General features: G+C 57.2%; 14 protein-coding genes and 1 other RNA gene. 3 read left to right on the top strand and 12 right to left on the bottom strand.

Annotation, left to right across the window (positions count from 1 at the left end; all coding sequences use genetic code 11):
* Nucleotides 1-11: 11 nt before the first annotated feature.
* From APU11_RS10935 to APU11_RS10925, 3 genes are all read right to left on the bottom strand, one after another.
* Complete coding sequence (locus APU11_RS10935) at nucleotides 12-3104, bottom strand: beta-galactosidase (RefSeq protein ID WP_058651631.1); 3093 nt, start codon at nucleotides 3102-3104, stop codon at nucleotides 12-14.
* A gap of 103 nt (nucleotides 3105-3207) precedes the next feature.
* Nucleotides 3208-4278, bottom strand: coding sequence for a LacI family DNA-binding transcriptional regulator (locus APU11_RS10930; protein WP_058651630.1), 1071 nt, complete (start codon nucleotides 4276-4278; stop codon nucleotides 3208-3210).
* Between the two features lie 77 nt (nucleotides 4279-4355).
* Nucleotides 4356-4967, bottom strand: coding sequence for a membrane protein (locus APU11_RS10925; RefSeq protein ID WP_013095879.1), 612 nt, complete (start codon nucleotides 4965-4967; stop codon nucleotides 4356-4358).
* An 85-nt stretch (nucleotides 4968-5052) separates the two neighbouring features.
* Here APU11_RS10925 and APU11_RS10920 point away from each other — a divergent pair, with 85 nt between their 5' ends.
* Nucleotides 5053-6474, top strand: coding sequence for a PLP-dependent aminotransferase family protein (locus APU11_RS10920; protein ID WP_058651629.1), 1422 nt, complete (start codon nucleotides 5053-5055; stop codon nucleotides 6472-6474).
* A gap of 78 nt (nucleotides 6475-6552) precedes the next feature.
* On the opposite strand, the gene APU11_RS10915 is transcribed toward APU11_RS10920, so the two are convergent.
* From APU11_RS10915 to ffs, 3 genes are all read right to left on the bottom strand, one after another.
* Nucleotides 6553-6768, bottom strand: coding sequence for a hypothetical protein (locus tag APU11_RS10915; RefSeq protein WP_013095877.1), 216 nt, complete (start codon nucleotides 6766-6768; stop codon nucleotides 6553-6555).
* Nucleotides 6765-7016, bottom strand: coding sequence for a hypothetical protein (locus APU11_RS10910; protein ID WP_020686138.1), 252 nt, complete (start codon nucleotides 7014-7016; stop codon nucleotides 6765-6767). Before APU11_RS10910 ends, APU11_RS10915 begins: the two co-directional genes overlap by 4 nt.
* A gap of 265 nt (nucleotides 7017-7281) precedes the next feature.
* Nucleotides 7282-7378, bottom strand: an RNA gene (ffs, locus tag APU11_RS10905) — signal recognition particle sRNA small type.
* A 169-nt stretch (nucleotides 7379-7547) separates the two neighbouring features.
* Between ffs and APU11_RS10900 the strand changes: the two genes are divergently transcribed.
* Entirely contained in the window at nucleotides 7548-7859 is a 312-nt protein-coding gene (locus tag APU11_RS10900; RefSeq protein ID WP_058651628.1) for an MGMT family protein, read from the top strand.
* Nucleotides 7860-7888: 29 nt separating this feature from the next.
* Here the strand turns inward: APU11_RS10900 and APU11_RS10895 are convergent, their stop codons facing one another.
* Nucleotides 7889-8416, bottom strand: coding sequence for a YbaY family lipoprotein (locus APU11_RS10895; RefSeq protein WP_013095874.1), 528 nt, complete (start codon nucleotides 8414-8416; stop codon nucleotides 7889-7891).
* 203 nt (nucleotides 8417-8619) lie between these two features.
* Here APU11_RS10895 and tesB point away from each other — a divergent pair, with 203 nt between their 5' ends.
* Nucleotides 8620-9480, top strand: a complete 861-nt coding sequence (tesB, locus tag APU11_RS10890; protein WP_013095873.1) for an acyl-CoA thioesterase II — start codon at nucleotides 8620-8622, stop codon at nucleotides 9478-9480.
* Between the two features lie 72 nt (nucleotides 9481-9552).
* On the opposite strand, the gene amtB is transcribed toward tesB, so the two are convergent.
* The 5 genes from amtB to APU11_RS10865 all read right to left on the bottom strand — a co-directional run bounded on the left by amtB (nucleotide 9553) and on the right by APU11_RS10865 (nucleotide 15471).
* Nucleotides 9553-10839: an ammonium transporter AmtB gene (amtB, locus tag APU11_RS10885; RefSeq protein WP_013095872.1), complete on the bottom strand. Its 1287-nt coding sequence runs from the start codon at nucleotides 10837-10839 to the stop codon at nucleotides 9553-9555.
* Nucleotides 10840-10874: 35 nt separating this feature from the next.
* A complete protein-coding gene (gene glnK, locus APU11_RS10880; RefSeq protein WP_008503304.1) occupies nucleotides 10875-11213 on the bottom strand; it encodes a P-II family nitrogen regulator in 339 nt (112 codons plus the stop codon).
* A 222-nt stretch (nucleotides 11214-11435) separates the two neighbouring features.
* A complete protein-coding gene (locus tag APU11_RS10875; RefSeq protein ID WP_058651627.1) occupies nucleotides 11436-13217 on the bottom strand; it encodes a SmdB family multidrug efflux ABC transporter permease/ATP-binding protein in 1782 nt (593 codons plus the stop codon).
* A complete protein-coding gene (locus tag APU11_RS10870) occupies nucleotides 13210-14982 on the bottom strand; it encodes a SmdA family multidrug ABC transporter permease/ATP-binding protein (protein ID WP_045292937.1) in 1773 nt (590 codons plus the stop codon). The genes APU11_RS10875 and APU11_RS10870 overlap by 8 nt, the downstream gene beginning before the upstream one ends.
* 30 nt (nucleotides 14983-15012) lie before the next feature.
* Complete coding sequence (locus APU11_RS10865) at nucleotides 15013-15471, bottom strand: Lrp/AsnC family transcriptional regulator (protein WP_020686133.1); 459 nt, start codon at nucleotides 15469-15471, stop codon at nucleotides 15013-15015.
* Nucleotides 15472-15547: the final 76 nt, after the last annotated feature.

Raw genomic sequence — 15547 nt, 5'->3', positions numbered from 1 at the left:
GCCACCGAAGGTCAGTTGAGGTTCTGACGCCAGCTAAAGCGATAGCGAAGCTGGCGATTTTGCAGGATAAATTCCGGCGAGACGCTGGGGCTCCAGGAGTCATCTCCACCCACGCCCATATGGAACGCATCAAGATTGAGCCAATACCCCGGCTCGTCACGCAGCAGATGGTGATGGGTTGTCTCACGCAGCTGTTGCTGGCTGTAGCGGCTCACAGAGAAATGGAACTGCCCGTTCAACTGATGCGTCCCCAGCACCAGTTCACGGGTATCGCACCGCAAGCCGTTTTCCGTCGGGAAGATGTACGGCGTATGCATTGCCTGCAGCGGCAACGTCCAGCGCCCCTGCTGTGCTGCCAGCTTTCTGTCCGGGTAGTTTTCATGCGGCCCCAGCCCCAGCCAGTGAACGGCTTCCGGCGGCCGGGCAAGATGCATGCTCAGGCCAATACGCGCAGGCTCCGGAATATCAGACGCAACCTCTACCTCAACCTCACCGTGCAGCACACCCTGATCGTCCACCCGCCAGACTTTACGGCTCAGGAACAGCGCTTTGCCGAGATGTTCCCAGGCATGCAGCGTCGTGACTACCGCCTCGCGGGCATGCTGCTCTCCTTCACAACGCAGCAACCGCGGGGTAATGTCGTACATCCCCGCCGCCTTCCAGCGCTCCACCCATGCATTTGGATCGATACGCGTGGCCTCGCTGACTCCGATATCATTGTCCAGCGGCGCGCGGGTAAAGTTATCCGTCAGCGGCGAGAGCAGCGTTTCAACGCCATTGTTCAGCCACTGCGTCAGGAGTCCTGAGGTACGGTCAACTATCCATCGCTGCTGCTGGTGCGTCAGGGTCAGCATCTCATCGGTTTGCGTCAGTACCGGCGGCACACCCACCGGTGCGGGCGGGGCGATAAACAACGGTGCCGGGAGTGGCCATTGATCCCACGCGCAGCGATGGTTTTCCGGTGACCACGGCGTTGCCTTCAGCTGGTACACCTCTACATTCAGCCAGACCTCGCCCGGCTCTGCCGTCAGCGCGGGCAGCGAGATATCCAGACGCTGAGTCTCCTGAGGCGCGATGGAGAGCGTAACCTCCCCCTTAGCCAGCACCGTTCCGTCACGGATCACCGACCATCTGAGCAGCTCGTTATCCGTATGACGGAACAGGTAATCGCTTTGCACGTCCACCACCAGCGGAGAAGTGCTTACTCGCGTAAAGGTGAAGAACTGCTGCGCGCGCTGAGCCTCATACAGTGCCGGGTGCGGCGTGCGATCGGGGAACACCAGCCCGTTAAGGCAGAACTGTCGGTCATTGGGTGTATCACCAAAATCGCCGCCGTAGGCCCAGAACGGGGTGCCATTTTCATCTTTCTTCGTCAGCGCCTGGTCGACCCAGTCCCAGACAAATCCTCCCTGCAGACGCGGATGGCTACGAAACGCCTGCCAGTATCTGGCGAAGCCGCCAAAGCTGTTGCCCATTGCGTGGGCGTATTCGCAGAGGATCAGCGGTCGGGTTTCATCCGGCAACCCGATCCATTTTTTAATGGACCATTTCGGCACTGCCGGGAACGGCTGATCCTGATCAACACGGGCATACATCGGACAAATGATATCGGTCGCCGCCGTATTCGCTCCACCGCCTTCATATTGAACCGGGCGCGTCGGATCGGTGGTTTTTAGCCAGCGATACAGCGCGTCGTGATTTGCACCGTGGCCAGACTCATTGCCCAGCGACCAGATGATAATGGACGGATGATTACGATCGCGTTGCACCATGCGGGTCACGCGCTCGCTCATGGCGGGCAGCCAGCGGGGATCGTCAGCGAGACGACTCATCGGCACCATGCCGTGGGTTTCGATATTGGCCTCGTCAACCACATACAGGCCGTAGCGATCGCAAAGCCGGTACCACAGAGGATGGTTTGGGTAGTGCGAGCAGCGCACGGCGTTGAAGTTGTGCTGCTTCATGATTTCGATATCGCGACGCATCGTCGCTTCGTCCATCACCTGGCCGTTTTCCGGGTGATGTTCATGCCGGTTGACCCCGCGGATGAGCAGTGGCTTGCCGTTGAGCTTCAGCAGGCCATTGCTGATTTCAACGCGGCGGAAGCCCACGTCACAGGCTTCAATCTCCAGCACCTCACCCTGCGGGTCCAGCAGCGCGATCGTCAGCCGATAAAGCGCTGGGGTCTCAGCACTCCATAAGGCGGGTGACGCAACCGGGATCGCCACCGTCAACCGCTCGGCCCAGTTGCCACGTTCATCCACAATGGCCGAGCCTGGCCGCCGGGTGGCGCTGGCACAGCGTTCACCGTTGCGCCAGAGCGTTATTGCCACCTCGCACTCCGCAAAGTGAGCGCCCGCCAGGGCGACATCCACCTTCAGCACGGCGCGATCCAGCTCCGCATTGAGGTCGGTGACCACCTGATAATCCGCGATGTACGTCTCCGGCTTATGCAGCAGCGACACATCGCGGAAAATCCCGCTCATGCGCCACATGTCCTGATCTTCCAGATAGCTTCCGTCGCACCAGCGCAAAACCATCACGGCCAGGCGGTTCTGGCCAGCACGCAATACGCCCGAGAGATCGAATTCGGCCGGCAGACGGCTGTCCTGGGAATACCCCACCCACTGACCGTTGCACCAGAGATGAAACGCCGAGTTCACGCCATCAAAGATAATGCGGGTTTGCCCGCCCTCGAGCCACGCGTCCTCCACCTCAAATGTGAGCGAGTAACAACCGACCGGATTCTCTGCCGGAACAAAGGGCGGATTGACGGGAATGGGATAGGTGACGTTGGTGTAAACAGGTGTATCAAACCCCTGCATCTGCCAGTTTGACGGCACCGGCATCGCAACGGCATCCGGGCAATCTTCGCCTGTCCATGCCTGCGGAACCTGCTCAGGTGCAGAAAAGAAGCTAAATCGCCACTCCCCATTCAGGGAACGTCGGCTGATGGATGCCGCGTCCTCTCTGGCGGCGTGTTCATTACGCCAGCTATGAAATGGCGCATGCGCCGCCAGCCGGTTCCACTGGGTGACGCCGGGATTTTCCCAGTCCCGACGGGCCAGAAGTGCGCTGAGAGTCAGCGAGACAGTATTGGACATGTTTTCCTCTTTGCGAAGCGCTCACAATTTTACTCAACATGCCCTGGCAAACTGCCGCGGTAAAGCGTGGGATCGCCGTGTAGCGAGTCAGATCACAAAAGTGTTACTGGCGAGCAAGTTGCTCTGCCCGCAGGGCCAGGCTTCTGAGCTGCTGCGCAAGATCCTCACGATCGGCCTGCTGCGGGGTGCGACGGGCACTGGATTGTCGGCTAATCAACGTGACGGGCAACTGAACCTGCCAGCAGGCTTCATGGCGGGCGGGAGCCAGCAGCCACTCCACACTTTGTTCACCTGCCTCGCGAAATGCCTGACGGATGGTGGTAAGCGGAGGTGAAAACCAGGCGCTGTCGGCGGTATCGTCAAACCCCACTATCGATATCTGGCCCGGGATCGTCACCCCTTTTTCCGCGCAGGCCCGCATCACCCCCAGCGCCATTTGATCGTTAGCCACCAGAATGGCATCCGGTAACGTTGCAGCAGACAACAGCGCATGCCCCTTCTCATAACCGCAGGCTGCGCTCCAGTCGCCGTAGGCCACCGCCGCCGCCTCAAGGCCAGCTTCCGCCAGCGCGGCTTTCCATGCCGCCAGACGGGCACGAGCGGAAACAGAGCTTTCCGGCCCGCTCAGCAATGCAATACGCTGATGCCCGAGCGACAGCAAATGTTCAACGCCCAGACGAGCGCCCTGTTCAGCATTGAACACCAGGCTGTTGACCGCTGCCGACGGAGAGACATCCAGAAACAACACCGGCACGGGCGACGCCAGTGCCTTGAGTTGTTCGGCATGGGGATCGTCAAGCGGCACGTTCACCAGCAGGGCTTCCACGCGCTGCGCCAGCAGCTCCTGAAGCGCGGCCTGGCACTGTTGCGGATGTTCCACCATTGAGATCAGTACGCTCGCCCCCTTTTCTACCGCCCGGGATTTGACCGCAGAGACAATTTGCGAAGGCGCATGCAGCGCCAGATCGGTAGTGATCAGTCCCAGCGTACGGGTGCGCTTGCCCGCCAGCTGCTGCGCGCCACGGTTAGGAACATAGTGCAGCTCCGCCATGGCCTGCTGCACCTTTTCCCGTGTCCGGGCAGAAACATGCTCCGCGTCGTTAATCACACGGGAAACGGTTTGATAAGACACCCCCGCAAGGAGGGCAACATCATAGAGGGTAATGGCTTTCATGCGTTCCGGCTTGGTGTTAACAGAGCCGTCTATTGTGGCACAGCGCGGCCATTAATACCTGTGAGCGCTTCGCAAAATTAAACAACCCGCTCTGGCTGAGGAACGTTATCCGTACGCGGCTTCTGACGGAACCACGGCAAACAGAGCTGGATAAGCGGGCCGATGGTCAGGGCATACAGTACCGTCCCGACGCCAAACGTTCCGCCAAGGACGCAGCCAATCAGCAGAACACTCACTTCAATTGAGGTCCGAACGCTGCGGATTGACCACCCCAGCCGGGCGTGAATGCCGGTCATCAGTCCATCGCGTGGGCCCGCCCCGAACCCGGCACCGATATACATACCGGTTGCTATCGCGTTCAGCACAATGCCCCCAACCAGCAGAGCAATCCGAATGGGGAGAAGATCCAGCTCGGGGATAAGGGCCATCGAGGCATCCGCCGCCAGGCCAATACAGACAACGTTACTGAGCGTTCCCAGCCCAGGCATCTGACGCAGCGGGATCCACAGCAGCAGCACCGCGGCACCGGTCAAAATAATCACCGTACCGATGGTCATCCCCAGCTGTAATCCCACCCCAAGGTGAAACACATCCCACGGGTCAACCCCCAGATCCGAACGAATAAACATCGCGGTTGAAAGCCCGTACAGGCCTAAACCAACGTACAGTTGCAGCAGACGACGTACCATTTTAGCTTCTCCAGTGAACCAGGCTTTCATCTTGTTCGAAAATGGCACTATGATTAATGTCCAGTTTTCAAATAGTGGACTGCATATGTCATCACGCCGTTTCGGAAGTCAGTCGCTGGTTCGCCTTTTGGGCCACTGGCAACAAACCCCATCCCGAACCCCACTCTGGCGACAGCTGGCCGACGCGTTGCGCCTGCTGATCCTAGACGGCAGGCTGGCGTTGAGCACGCGCCTGCCCGGTGAACGTGAACTGGCCACGGCGTTAGATGTAAGCCGGACGACCATCAGCAGCGCGCTGGCCCATCTGCGAGAAGAAGGGTATCTGGAGAGCCGCCACGGCAGCGGTTCACGCGTGATCCTGCCCGATACCCGTGCTGTACCGACGCTTTCAGCGGCAAGCGCAGCGCTGGATCTCTCCACTGCCGCCCTGAATGCCGGGCCAGAGATCCACCAGGCTTACACCTGGGCGCTCACCGCGATCACCCAGCACCTTGCGCTGACCGGTTACGATCAGCTCGGCCTGACGGCTCTGCGCGACGCCATTGCCGCTCGCTATACCGCACGCGGGCTGCCGACCCGCGCAGACGAAGTGATGGTGGTTAATGGTGCCGTCAGCGGTTTTGCACTGGTACTGCGGATGATGGCCGGCCCGGGCGATCGCGTCGTGGTCGATCATCCCACCTATCCGCTGGCGATTGCAGCCATCCAGGGAGCATCGTGTCGGCCGGTGGGCGTGTCGCTGCCGGAAAGCGGCTGGGATACGGATGGCTTTGCCGCCACACTTGCGCAGACAGCACCGCGCCTGGCGTACCTGATGCCGGATTTTCACAATCCAACAGGGCGATGCATGGATATCGCCACCCGTCAGGCAATAACCGACATTGCCGCTCGCACCCGTACCACGCTGGTGGTCGATGAAACGATGGTCGATCTCTGGTTTGAAGCACCGCCCCCGCCGCCGCTGGCGTCGTTTAATTCGCAGGCTACGGTGATCACCCTGGGTTCGGCGGGAAAAAGTTTCTGGGGTGGGCTGCGCCTCGGCTGGATCCGCGCCTCGTCGCGCACCATTGCCACACTTGCCCAGACGCGGGATACGCTGGATTTAGGCTCGCCGCTGCTGGAACAGCTGGCCACGCTGTGGCTCATCAAAAATAGCGAGACATTTCTGCCTGCGCGCCGGAAAATACTGAAGGAGCGACGCGACCGCTGCGGTGAACTGCTGCGCGAACATTTTCCCCAGTGGCGGTTTCAGGAGGCGGAAGGCGGGCTATCCTACTGGATCGAGCTGCCGGGCATGCTGGCGACACAGCTCGCCGCACGTGCAGAAATGCTGGGGATTAATCTGGGAACCGGCACACGCTTTGGTTTATCGGGTGCGTTTGACCGCTACTTACGCATGCCCTTCTCGCTTGAGTCGGCAGAGCTTGAGCAGGCGTTGCTACGAATCAAACCGGTTTGGCTCGCATTAAATAAAACCGCGCCGTCGGTAAAACGCAGTCTTGTTTAATATAAAAGTTTGAAGTGGATCATAAAATAAAAACTGCTGACTGTCATACGGCAGTCAGCAGTTTTCACCAGTCAGGAATCAGTGCTGAGGAGGAATAGGAAAACCCTTCAGTGAAATAACAAAACTTTCACCGTCTTTCTTTATTTTTGCGCCGGTATCACACCAGTCAGACGCAATACGAAAGAACTCATCACTTCCTACATTCCAGCCAAGACGGACATGCTTCACGTAGCCTGAACGCAACAGATCGCAGGCTTCTTTGTAGTCACTGGCGGTCGATAGTTGTTGTTTCATTTTCTCTTCTTCAGAAGTTTACGTAGAGCTTTGATTTCTTTAGGAGTAAAAGGCGTTACACTCTCTTCTTCCGTATGCTGATTATCAATATCCTCTTCCGATACTCCCACCTCGTCTGCGGCTTCAAATGCCAGCAGCAGCAACTTCTCTGTGGTCACGCTTAAGTTCTCGTTATTCACTTCCGCATAGTGGCGAAGTCTTTCTTTTAGCGCTTCGTCAATCTTAACGTTTAATACCGCAGTAGCCATGATTGTCACTTCCCTTCGGAATAAGTGCTTTATTTAATACACGATGTTAACAATGTAATCCAGATATATATTTTTAACTTATGACAGAAAAAAGACGCCCAGAAATAAAATGACAGTCTATTATTACAGGTTTATGACAGTAATATTTCAGCGCGATGAAATATATATTACACCACGAATTAAACCCTGTTAATTCTGTGGAATAGCCATGCTGGAAGGAGGTAAAAAACGGGAAGATGTTGCCAGAAGCACAAATGGGTGGGGGCCCTGCCAGCTACATCCCGGCACACACGTCGTCTGCCCTGGCTGCTTCCTTCCGGACCTGACCTGGTGAACAGAGTAGCGTTGCGGGAGAACCAACAGAGCCCCCATTGTGAGCGTTGTTACCCAACGCGCTGGCGCATTATCCCTGTGCTAACGGTCAATTGCAAGCTGCCAGCAACCGGATGGTGGTTTCTTGCGCAAACAGGCACAGCAATCGGCGCAATCTTCGTTTAACATGACACTTCACTCATCCCCACAGGTGTACTGATGGACGAACACGACTCCTTTCCACAGCGAGTGTGGCAAATTGTGGCCTCCATTCCGGAGGGCTACGTGACAACCTATGGTGACATCGCACGTCTTGCCGGCTCCCCCCGCGCGGCGCGTCAGGTGGGTGGCGTGCTAAAACGGCTTCCTGAAGGCAGTACATTGCCCTGGCATCGGGTTGTGAATCGTCATGGTGCCATCTCGCTCACCGGGCCGGATTTGCAGCGCCAGAGGCAGGCATTACTTTCAGAAGGGATACAGGTGTCCGGATCAGGGCAGATTGATTTGCAGAAGTATCGCTGGGTGTATTGACCCCCTCCCCCGAAGGAGAGGGGAACACATTACAGCTGAGTCGGTGGGGTAGGTACAGACGGTTGGTTCGTCTGTGGTGCGATCGGCACTTCGGTTTGCTGCACCGGCACCAGGTTCAGGTCGATTTTCGTCCCACCGTTGTTGATGGCTTCCTGAACCGTATCGGTAATAAACACCAGCTTACCGTTGATGGTTACCGCAGCGCTCAGAAGGATACGGGCGTTCGGTTGTACGTCTGCCGGGTTATACGGCAGCACGAAGCTAAACGGTGCCTGCTTACCTTCGGTACGAACAGCACGCTGGGCCACCACTTTCGACGGCGCGTCGGCCAGAGAAGCATCAGACAGCGTGACCGTTAATACCGCATCCGGTGGTAAAGCGACTCGCTGTTTGATCCAGATAGTACCGGAAACATTAGGTTGCTGAATGGATTGCTGTGAGAGTGTATTAATCCCATTTGGATCTGCTGCTGGCACCGGCACCTGGGCGCTCTTACCTGCACAGGCGGACAACGCCACCGCAATAGCTACACCACTTAGCATGGGCACGAGTTTCATTGAAGTCTCCTTATCATCAATGCACCAGCGGGATCGATCCCATCCGATGTCGTTTCAAACACATATCGTATTCAAGTGTGGCACAGATCACTGATTAATGCCTAAATTCTCCCTGATATTCAGATAATTCTACCCGTCGGACCACTTTCATTTCTGCGTTATACTCTGCCTATCTTTCGCCACGGCGTTTATTGAGGACAACTATGAGTCAGGCACTGAACAATCTGCTGACATTACTGAATCTGGAAAAAATTGAGGAAGGACTCTTTCGCGGACAGAGCGAAGATTTGGGCTTGCGTCAGGTCTTCGGAGGGCAGGTCGTCGGACAGGCACTGTACGCTGCCAAGGAGACCGTCCCGGCAGACCGTCTGGTGCACTCCTTTCACAGCTATTTTCTGCGTCCTGGCGATAGCGCAAAACCCATTGTGTACGACGTGGAAGTGCTGCGTGACGGCAACAGCTTTAGCGCGCGCCGCGTGGCAGCCATTCAGAATGGCAAGCCCATCTTTTACATGACCGCCTCTTTCCAGGCACCGGAACCGGGTTATGAGCACCAGAAAACGATGCCAGCGGCACCGTCGCCGGACGATCTCAAATCGGAGACCGATATCGCCCGCGCGCTGGCCCACTTGCTGCCACCGCAGGTCAAAGAGAAGTTCCTTTGTGATAAACCTCTGGAGATCCGCCCGGTCGAATTCCATAACCCGATGAAAGGCCATACGGCCGAGCCGAAACGCCAGGTCTGGATCCGCGCCAACGGCACCGTACCAGAGGATTTCCGCGTGCATCAGTATCTGCTGGGCTATGCGTCAGATTTTAACTTCCTGCCGGTTGCACTGCAGCCGCACGGAGTGGGGTTCCTTGAAAAAGGGATGCAGGTTGCGACGATCGATCACTCAATGTGGTTCCATCGTCCATTTAACATGAATGACTGGCTGCTCTACAGCGTGGAAAGCACCTCGGCGTCCAGCGCTCGCGGGTTTGTACGCGGGGAGTTTTATACGCAGGACGGCGTGCTGGTCGCCTCGACGGTGCAGGAAGGGGTGATGCGTAATCGCGGGTGATGATGCCCTCACCCACAGGGAGAGGGAATAAATACTAAAAACGGCAATCGGAGATTGCCGTTTTGCTGTTTATTATGCGTTATACGCATTCTCGCCGTGGCTGTTGACGTCGAGACCTTCGCGCTCCTGCTCTTCCGGTACGCGCAGACCCACAGTCATGTCCGCCAGTTTGTAGCCAATGAAGGCCACCACCGCAGACCACACAACGGTAATGGCGATACTTTCCAACTGCACCAGCACCTGGTGAACCATGTCAACGCCCTCAGCGTAACCCACTCCGCCCAGCGATTTCGCAGCGAAGATACCGGTCATGATACAACCGACGATACCGCACACGCCGTGCACGCCAAAGACATCGCAAGGGTCATCCACGCGCAGAAGACGTTTCAGCGCTGTCACACCCCACAGACCCGCCAGACCTGACACCAGACCGACAAGCAGCGCACCACCGACACCGACGTAACCACATGCTGGGGTGATCCCCACCAGACCGGCAATGGCACCCGAGCACGCGCCCAGCAGAGAAGGTTTACCGCGTACCGCCCACTCACCAAACACCCATGAGAGGATTGCACCCGCCGTGGCCACCACGGTATTCACGAAGGCCAGCGCAGCGATTTCGTTAGCAGCGCTCGCAGAGCCTGCGTTGAAGCCGAACCAGCCAAAATAGAGGATTGCTGTACCGGTAAAGACCATCGGCAGATTGTGTGGTTTGAACGCTTCTTTGCCAAAGCCCACGCGTTTGCCAATCAGGTATGCCCCCACCAGACCCGCTACCGCGGCGTTAATGTGAACAACGGTACCGCCTGCGAAATCCAGCGCGCCGTGCGACGCCAGCAGACCGCCACCCCAGACCATGTGTGCAATCGGCACATAGGAGAGCGTCAGCCAGACCACCACAAAGATCAGAACGGCGGAGAAGCGAATACGCTCAGCCAGCGCACCCACAATCAGCCCCACGGTGATACAGGCGAACGATCCCTGGAACGCAACGTGGATGTACTGATAGAAACTGCCCATCACTGCGGTCAGTTCAATATTTTTCAACATGGCCCAGTTGAAGTTGCCGAAGAAAGCGTTACCTTCACCGAAGGCCAGAGAGTAGCCGTAAACCACCCACAGCACGCAAACCAGCGCGAACGTCACGGCAACCTGCGTCAGCATGGAGAGAACGTTTTTGCCACGGATCAGGCCGCCGTAAAACAGCGCGATGCCCGGAATAGACATGAACAGCACCAGCGCGGTGCTGATCATCATAAAGGCGTTATCGGCTTTGTCTGCCACCGCAGGAGCAGCCATTGCCAGGCCCGGCAGCAGTGCCAGCGAACCCAGACCCGTTTTGATTGTTGCTATCTTCATTTTCTCGATCCCTATCACTGTGTGCCAGGAGTTACTTACAGTGCCGCTTCGTCAGATTCGCCGGTACGGATGCGAATGACACGCTGCAGTTCGGCAACGAAAATTTTGCCGTCGCCAATTTTGCCGGTATAGGCCGCTTTGCTGATCACATCGATGACTTCATCAAGCTGGTCATCAGCAATCGCGACATCAATTTTTACTTTTGGCAGGAAGTTAACGCTGTATTCCGCCCCGCGATAAAGCTCGGCATGACCCTTCTGACGACCGAAGCCTTTCACTTCGGTGACAGTCAGTCCCTGAATACCCATTGAAGACAACGCTTCACGTACGTCTTCGAGTTTGAATGGTTTGATTACCACCGTAACCAGCTTCATAGATCCCCTCCAGTCAGAATTCGGTAATGGCCGCAGCTAACACGCAGGAGACATTGCAAGGGGTGTGCCAGAAATGAAAACGGAAGGGAAAAGCGGCGCAATGCGCGTTAAAAGACCATTCATGATCAACAGGTGAAAAAAAACGCACCATGGCAGTGCATGGCGCGTTTCGGTTTTGCACCAACAGCGGTGACTGTTAGCACGTTGCCTGTTTTTGGTGCATCAGGCGCTAAGCGACTCTTCCTCACGGACGCTGGCCGCCAGCTCTTCACCCGCCAGTTGCAGCTGATACATCTGCCAGTAGCGGCCTTTCGCCTCCAGGAGCGCCCGGTGCGTACCGCGTTCAACGGCCTGTCCGCGATGCAGCACCAGAATGGTATCTGCGTCGACAATCGTTGAAAGACGGTGCGCGATAACCACCAGCGTCGTGTGGTCGCGCACGGCGGCCAGTGCCTGCTGGATAGCCTGTTCAGTACCGGAGTCGATGCTGGCCGTCGCTTCATCCAGAATCAGCACCTGTGGCGTTTCAATCAGCACACGCGCCAGCGCCAGAAGCTGTTTTTGCCCGACAGAAAGATTATTCCCCTGCTCGCCCAGCCGGGTGTTGATTCCGTCGCTGAATCCGCGTGCCAGCTCAGCGAGCTGCACTTTTTCCAGCACTGCCCAGACCTGCTCCTCGGTATAATCACGCCCCAGGGTCACGTTGGCGTAAAAGGTATCGGCCAGCACGACCGGGTCTTGCTGCACCATCGCTACGCCTTTACGCAATACGCTGTGGCTGAGCGACGCCAGCGGACGTCCATCCAGACGAATTTCGCCTTTCGTTAACGGGTAGTAGCCCATCAACAGGCTTGCAAGCGTACTCTTGCCGCTGCCGGTATGCCCCACCAGCGCCACAAAGCCGCGCGACGGCACATCAAGATTGATGTCCTGCAACACCAGCCTGTCTTCACGGTAGGCAAACGAGACATGGTCAAACGTAATCGCCCCGCTTTGCAGCGGTGCTGTATCCTCACCATAGGTTTGACGCGGTCTGTCCATCAGTTCAAAGACGCGCTCGCCGGCAACCACTGCCTGCTGCAACATGGATTGTTGGGTTGTGAGTTCAATCAGCGGCTCGTTCAGGCGTCCCAGATAGCTGATAAAAGCATACAGAACCCCCACCTCAATCGTTCCGCCCGGACTCAGGCCAAAGAGCATCAGCAGGCCGCAAAGCACCAGTGCCGAGAAGAGGCTCAGCAGCGGACGCAGCAGAAAACCATCAAGGCGCAGCGTCTGCATACGCGCCATATAGTGCGAACGGCTGGCTTCGCCCATGCGTTCGCCAAAGCGAGCCTGCTGGCGGAACTGCTGGATGACGCTCATGCCGTTGATCACTTCGTTGAAGCCATCGTTAATATCGGCCAGGTAGGTCCGCACCCGACGTACAATGGGCGTGCTGTAGCGCTGATAGATCACCATCACAATCAGCACCGCCGGGAAAATAGCGATCGCCACCAGCGCCATGCGCCAGTCAAGGCTGAACATCGCCACCAGCATGGCGCCAATCAACGCGGCACTGCGCAGCACGGTCGCCACAACCGTCACGTACAGATCGCGGATCACCTCGGTATCGTTGGTCACCCGCGAAATCACCTGCCCGACCGGCTGGATATCAAACTCGCTCAGCGGCTGGCGCAGCGCAGCATCCATAACGTCGGTACGCAGCTTCTGAACCACCCCCACCGCCGCCTGGTTAAAGAGCAGCGACTGCGCATAGTGCAGGCCAGCCGCTGCCAGCTGTAGCCCCACATAGGCCACGCCTAACCCCGCCACCAGCCCCAGCGGCAAATAGCTTTTCGCAACCATATTGTCGATGAAATAACTGATGAGCAGCGGACCGCTCACTTCTGCAATCGCCGCAATCCACAGCAGCACGACGGCAAGAGCAAGGGGTTTTCGCCATGGCGAACCGTAGGCCAGCAGGCGTTTTAGCGTCGGCCACTGCGTTTTTGATTTACGCATTAGCGTCCTCCTCTTCCTGTTCCGGGGCATCGTCGAGTGCCGCTTCAAGCTGCTGATAGCGATACATATCGCGATACCAGCCCGGTTGCTCCGCAAGCTGGTCATGCTGCCCGCGCTGGGCAATGTGCCCGTGCTGCAACACCAGAATTTCACTGGCTTCCGTCAGCGCTGACAAACGGTGGGCACTGATGATCACCGTCCGTCCGTCGCTCCACTGGCGAAGATTATGCAGGATCTGGTGCTCGGTTCGACCATCCACGGCAGAAAGCGCATCATCCAGGATCAGGATTTCAGCATTGAGCAGCAGCGCACGGGCAATGGAAATTCGCTGTTTTTGCCCGCCAGAGAGCATAACGCCACGTTCACCCACCTCCGTTTCATACCCCTGCGGCAGACGCAAAATATCGTCATGTACGCTGGCTAAGCGCGCCACATGCTCTATCTCTTCCTGCGTGGCCGATGGACAGCCAAGGGCTATGTTGTTCGCCACGGTGTCAGAAAAGAGAAACGGCGTCTGGCTGACCACGGCCAAACGGCGACGCCAGTCGTCTAGTTGCAGTGTCGTGAGAGGAAGATTGTGGAAACGAATCTCCCCCTGCGTGACATCAAAGTGACGCTGGAGCAGCGAAAGAACGGTACTTTTACCGGATCCCGTCGGGCCACAGATCCCGAGCATTTGCCCCGGTTGCAGCGTAAAGCTGACGTTTTCCAGCACCGGATGTTCCGTCTGCGGATAAACAAACGTACGGATGTCGACGTTCATCACCCCACGCCCTTCCGGTACCGGTTCGGTACCGTCGTTGACCACTGGCGCTTCAGACAGCATGGCGCGAATGCGGCTATAGGCGGCACTGCCGCGCTCCACGATGTTAAACATCCAGGCCAGCGCCAGCATCGGCCAAATCATCAGCCCCAGGTACATGGCAAAACTGGTTAACTGCCCCAGGGTCAAGGTGCCCTGCACCACCATCCAGCTCCCGCCACCGACGGCCAACAGGTTGGCCATGCCAATAGCGATATAGATGGTCGGATCAAAGCGCGCATCAATACGCGCAACGCGCATGTTTTTTGCGCCGGTGTCTGCGGCATCGGCCGCAAACAAGGCAGATTGCCGATCCTCCAGACCAAAGGCTTTGATCATGCGGATGCTGGTCATACTCTCCTGCGTGCGATCGTTTAGCGACGAAAACGCCGCCTGCGCCAGCTTGAAACGCTCGTGCAGTTGTTCGCCATAACGGTTGATCGCCAGCGCCATCAGCGGCATCGGCAGCAATGCCAGCAGGGTAAGTTGCCAGCTGATCTGAGTGGACATCACAATCAGAACCGCGCAGCCCATCACCAGCGAATCCACCAGCGTTAATACGCCTTCCCCGGCCGCGAACACCACGCGATCGACGTCGTTGGTGGCGCGGGCGATGAGATCCCCGGTGCGATGGCGCAGGTAAAACTCGGGGTGCTGGCGACTCAGCTGACGGTAAAAATCCTCGCGCAGCTCAACGGCCAGCTGATAGGACGCGCCAAACAGCAGCACGCGCCAGACGTAACGCAGCAAATAGACGATGACGGCCGTCAGCACCAGCGTGCCAACCCACATCAACACCCGTGCGGTGGTGTAATGCTGTTCCGTAACGCCATCCACAACGTAGCCCACCACCTTCGGCGGGATCAGCTGCAAAATGGCAATGATGATAAGCAGGAGAACTGCGCCGAGGTAGCGCTGCCACTCCCGACGAAAGTACCAGCTTAGTTGGGCAAATAATCGCACGCGGTTTGTTCCTGAAGGTATTTTATGGAGTTATTCAATGGGTAACGCTGTGGTGTATTTTATCTGTTCCATGGCGAAGCTTGAGGTGACGTCCGACAAGCCCGGTACGCTATTCACCAGCCGCTTGTAGAAATCATCATAGCGCTTCATGTCTGCCACCTGGACACGCATCAGATAATCGTACTCCCCGGCCATACGCCAGAAGCCGAGGACCTCCGGCATGTCAGAGACCTGGTTTACGAAGCGGCAATACCATTCGCTGCTGTGATGCTGCGTTTTTATCAGGACAAAGGCCGTCAGGCCCAGCCCCAGTTTTTCGGGATCTAATAACGCGACACGCCCCAGCAGAATGCCGTCATCTTCCAGCTTCTTGAGGCGCTTCCAGCACGGTGTGGTGGTCAGATTAACGGCATCTGCCAGCGCCTGCAAAGAGAGGGTGCAGTCACTTTGCAGCAATGAAAGCAGCTTGCGGTCAATTTTATCTAGCATACCCACCTCACAGAGAAAATTTTTCTCCCTTCATTCTATTTTAAAGGCCAGATAGCAACAATTTTTTCTGTGCTTT

The sequence above is a fragment of the Enterobacter sp. 50793107 genome (genome assembly GCF_001463365.1).
In the GTDB taxonomy this organism is placed as follows: domain Bacteria; phylum Pseudomonadota; class Gammaproteobacteria; order Enterobacterales; family Enterobacteriaceae; genus Enterobacter; species Enterobacter cloacae.
Note: the sequence above shows the minus strand (reverse complement) of the source record. Positions and strands in the feature narration are given on the sequence as shown.

Coding starts and splice junctions, on each gene's coding strand:
- APU11_RS10900 (WP_058651628.1), top strand. CDS start 7,548: ATGGACGAACACGACTCCTTTCCACAGCGAGTGTGGCAAATTGTGGCC.
- APU11_RS10920 (WP_058651629.1), top strand. CDS start 5,053: ATGTCATCACGCCGTTTCGGAAGTCAGTCGCTGGTTCGCCTTTTGGGC.
- APU11_RS10925 (WP_013095879.1), bottom strand. CDS start 4,967: ATGGTACGTCGTCTGCTGCAACTGTACGTTGGTTTAGGCCTGTACGGG.
- APU11_RS10915 (WP_013095877.1), bottom strand. CDS start 6,768: ATGAAACAACAACTATCGACCGCCAGTGACTACAAAGAAGCCTGCGAT.
- APU11_RS10875 (WP_058651627.1), bottom strand. CDS start 13,217: ATGCGTAAATCAAAAACGCAGTGGCCGACGCTAAAACGCCTGCTGGCC.
- glnK (WP_008503304.1), bottom strand. CDS start 11,213: ATGAAGCTGGTTACGGTGGTAATCAAACCATTCAAACTCGAAGACGTA.
- APU11_RS10865 (WP_020686133.1), bottom strand. CDS start 15,471: ATGCTAGATAAAATTGACCGCAAGCTGCTTTCATTGCTGCAAAGTGAC.
- amtB (WP_013095872.1), bottom strand. CDS start 10,839: ATGAAGATAGCAACAATCAAAACGGGTCTGGGTTCGCTGGCACTGCTG.
- tesB (WP_013095873.1), top strand. CDS start 8,620: ATGAGTCAGGCACTGAACAATCTGCTGACATTACTGAATCTGGAAAAA.
- APU11_RS10935 (WP_058651631.1), bottom strand. CDS start 3,104: ATGTCCAATACTGTCTCGCTGACTCTCAGCGCACTTCTGGCCCGTCGG.
- APU11_RS10910 (WP_020686138.1), bottom strand. CDS start 7,016: ATGGCTACTGCGGTATTAAACGTTAAGATTGACGAAGCGCTAAAAGAA.
- APU11_RS10930 (WP_058651630.1), bottom strand. CDS start 4,278: ATGAAAGCCATTACCCTCTATGATGTTGCCCTCCTTGCGGGGGTGTCT.
- APU11_RS10895 (WP_013095874.1), bottom strand. CDS start 8,416: ATGAAACTCGTGCCCATGCTAAGTGGTGTAGCTATTGCGGTGGCGTTG.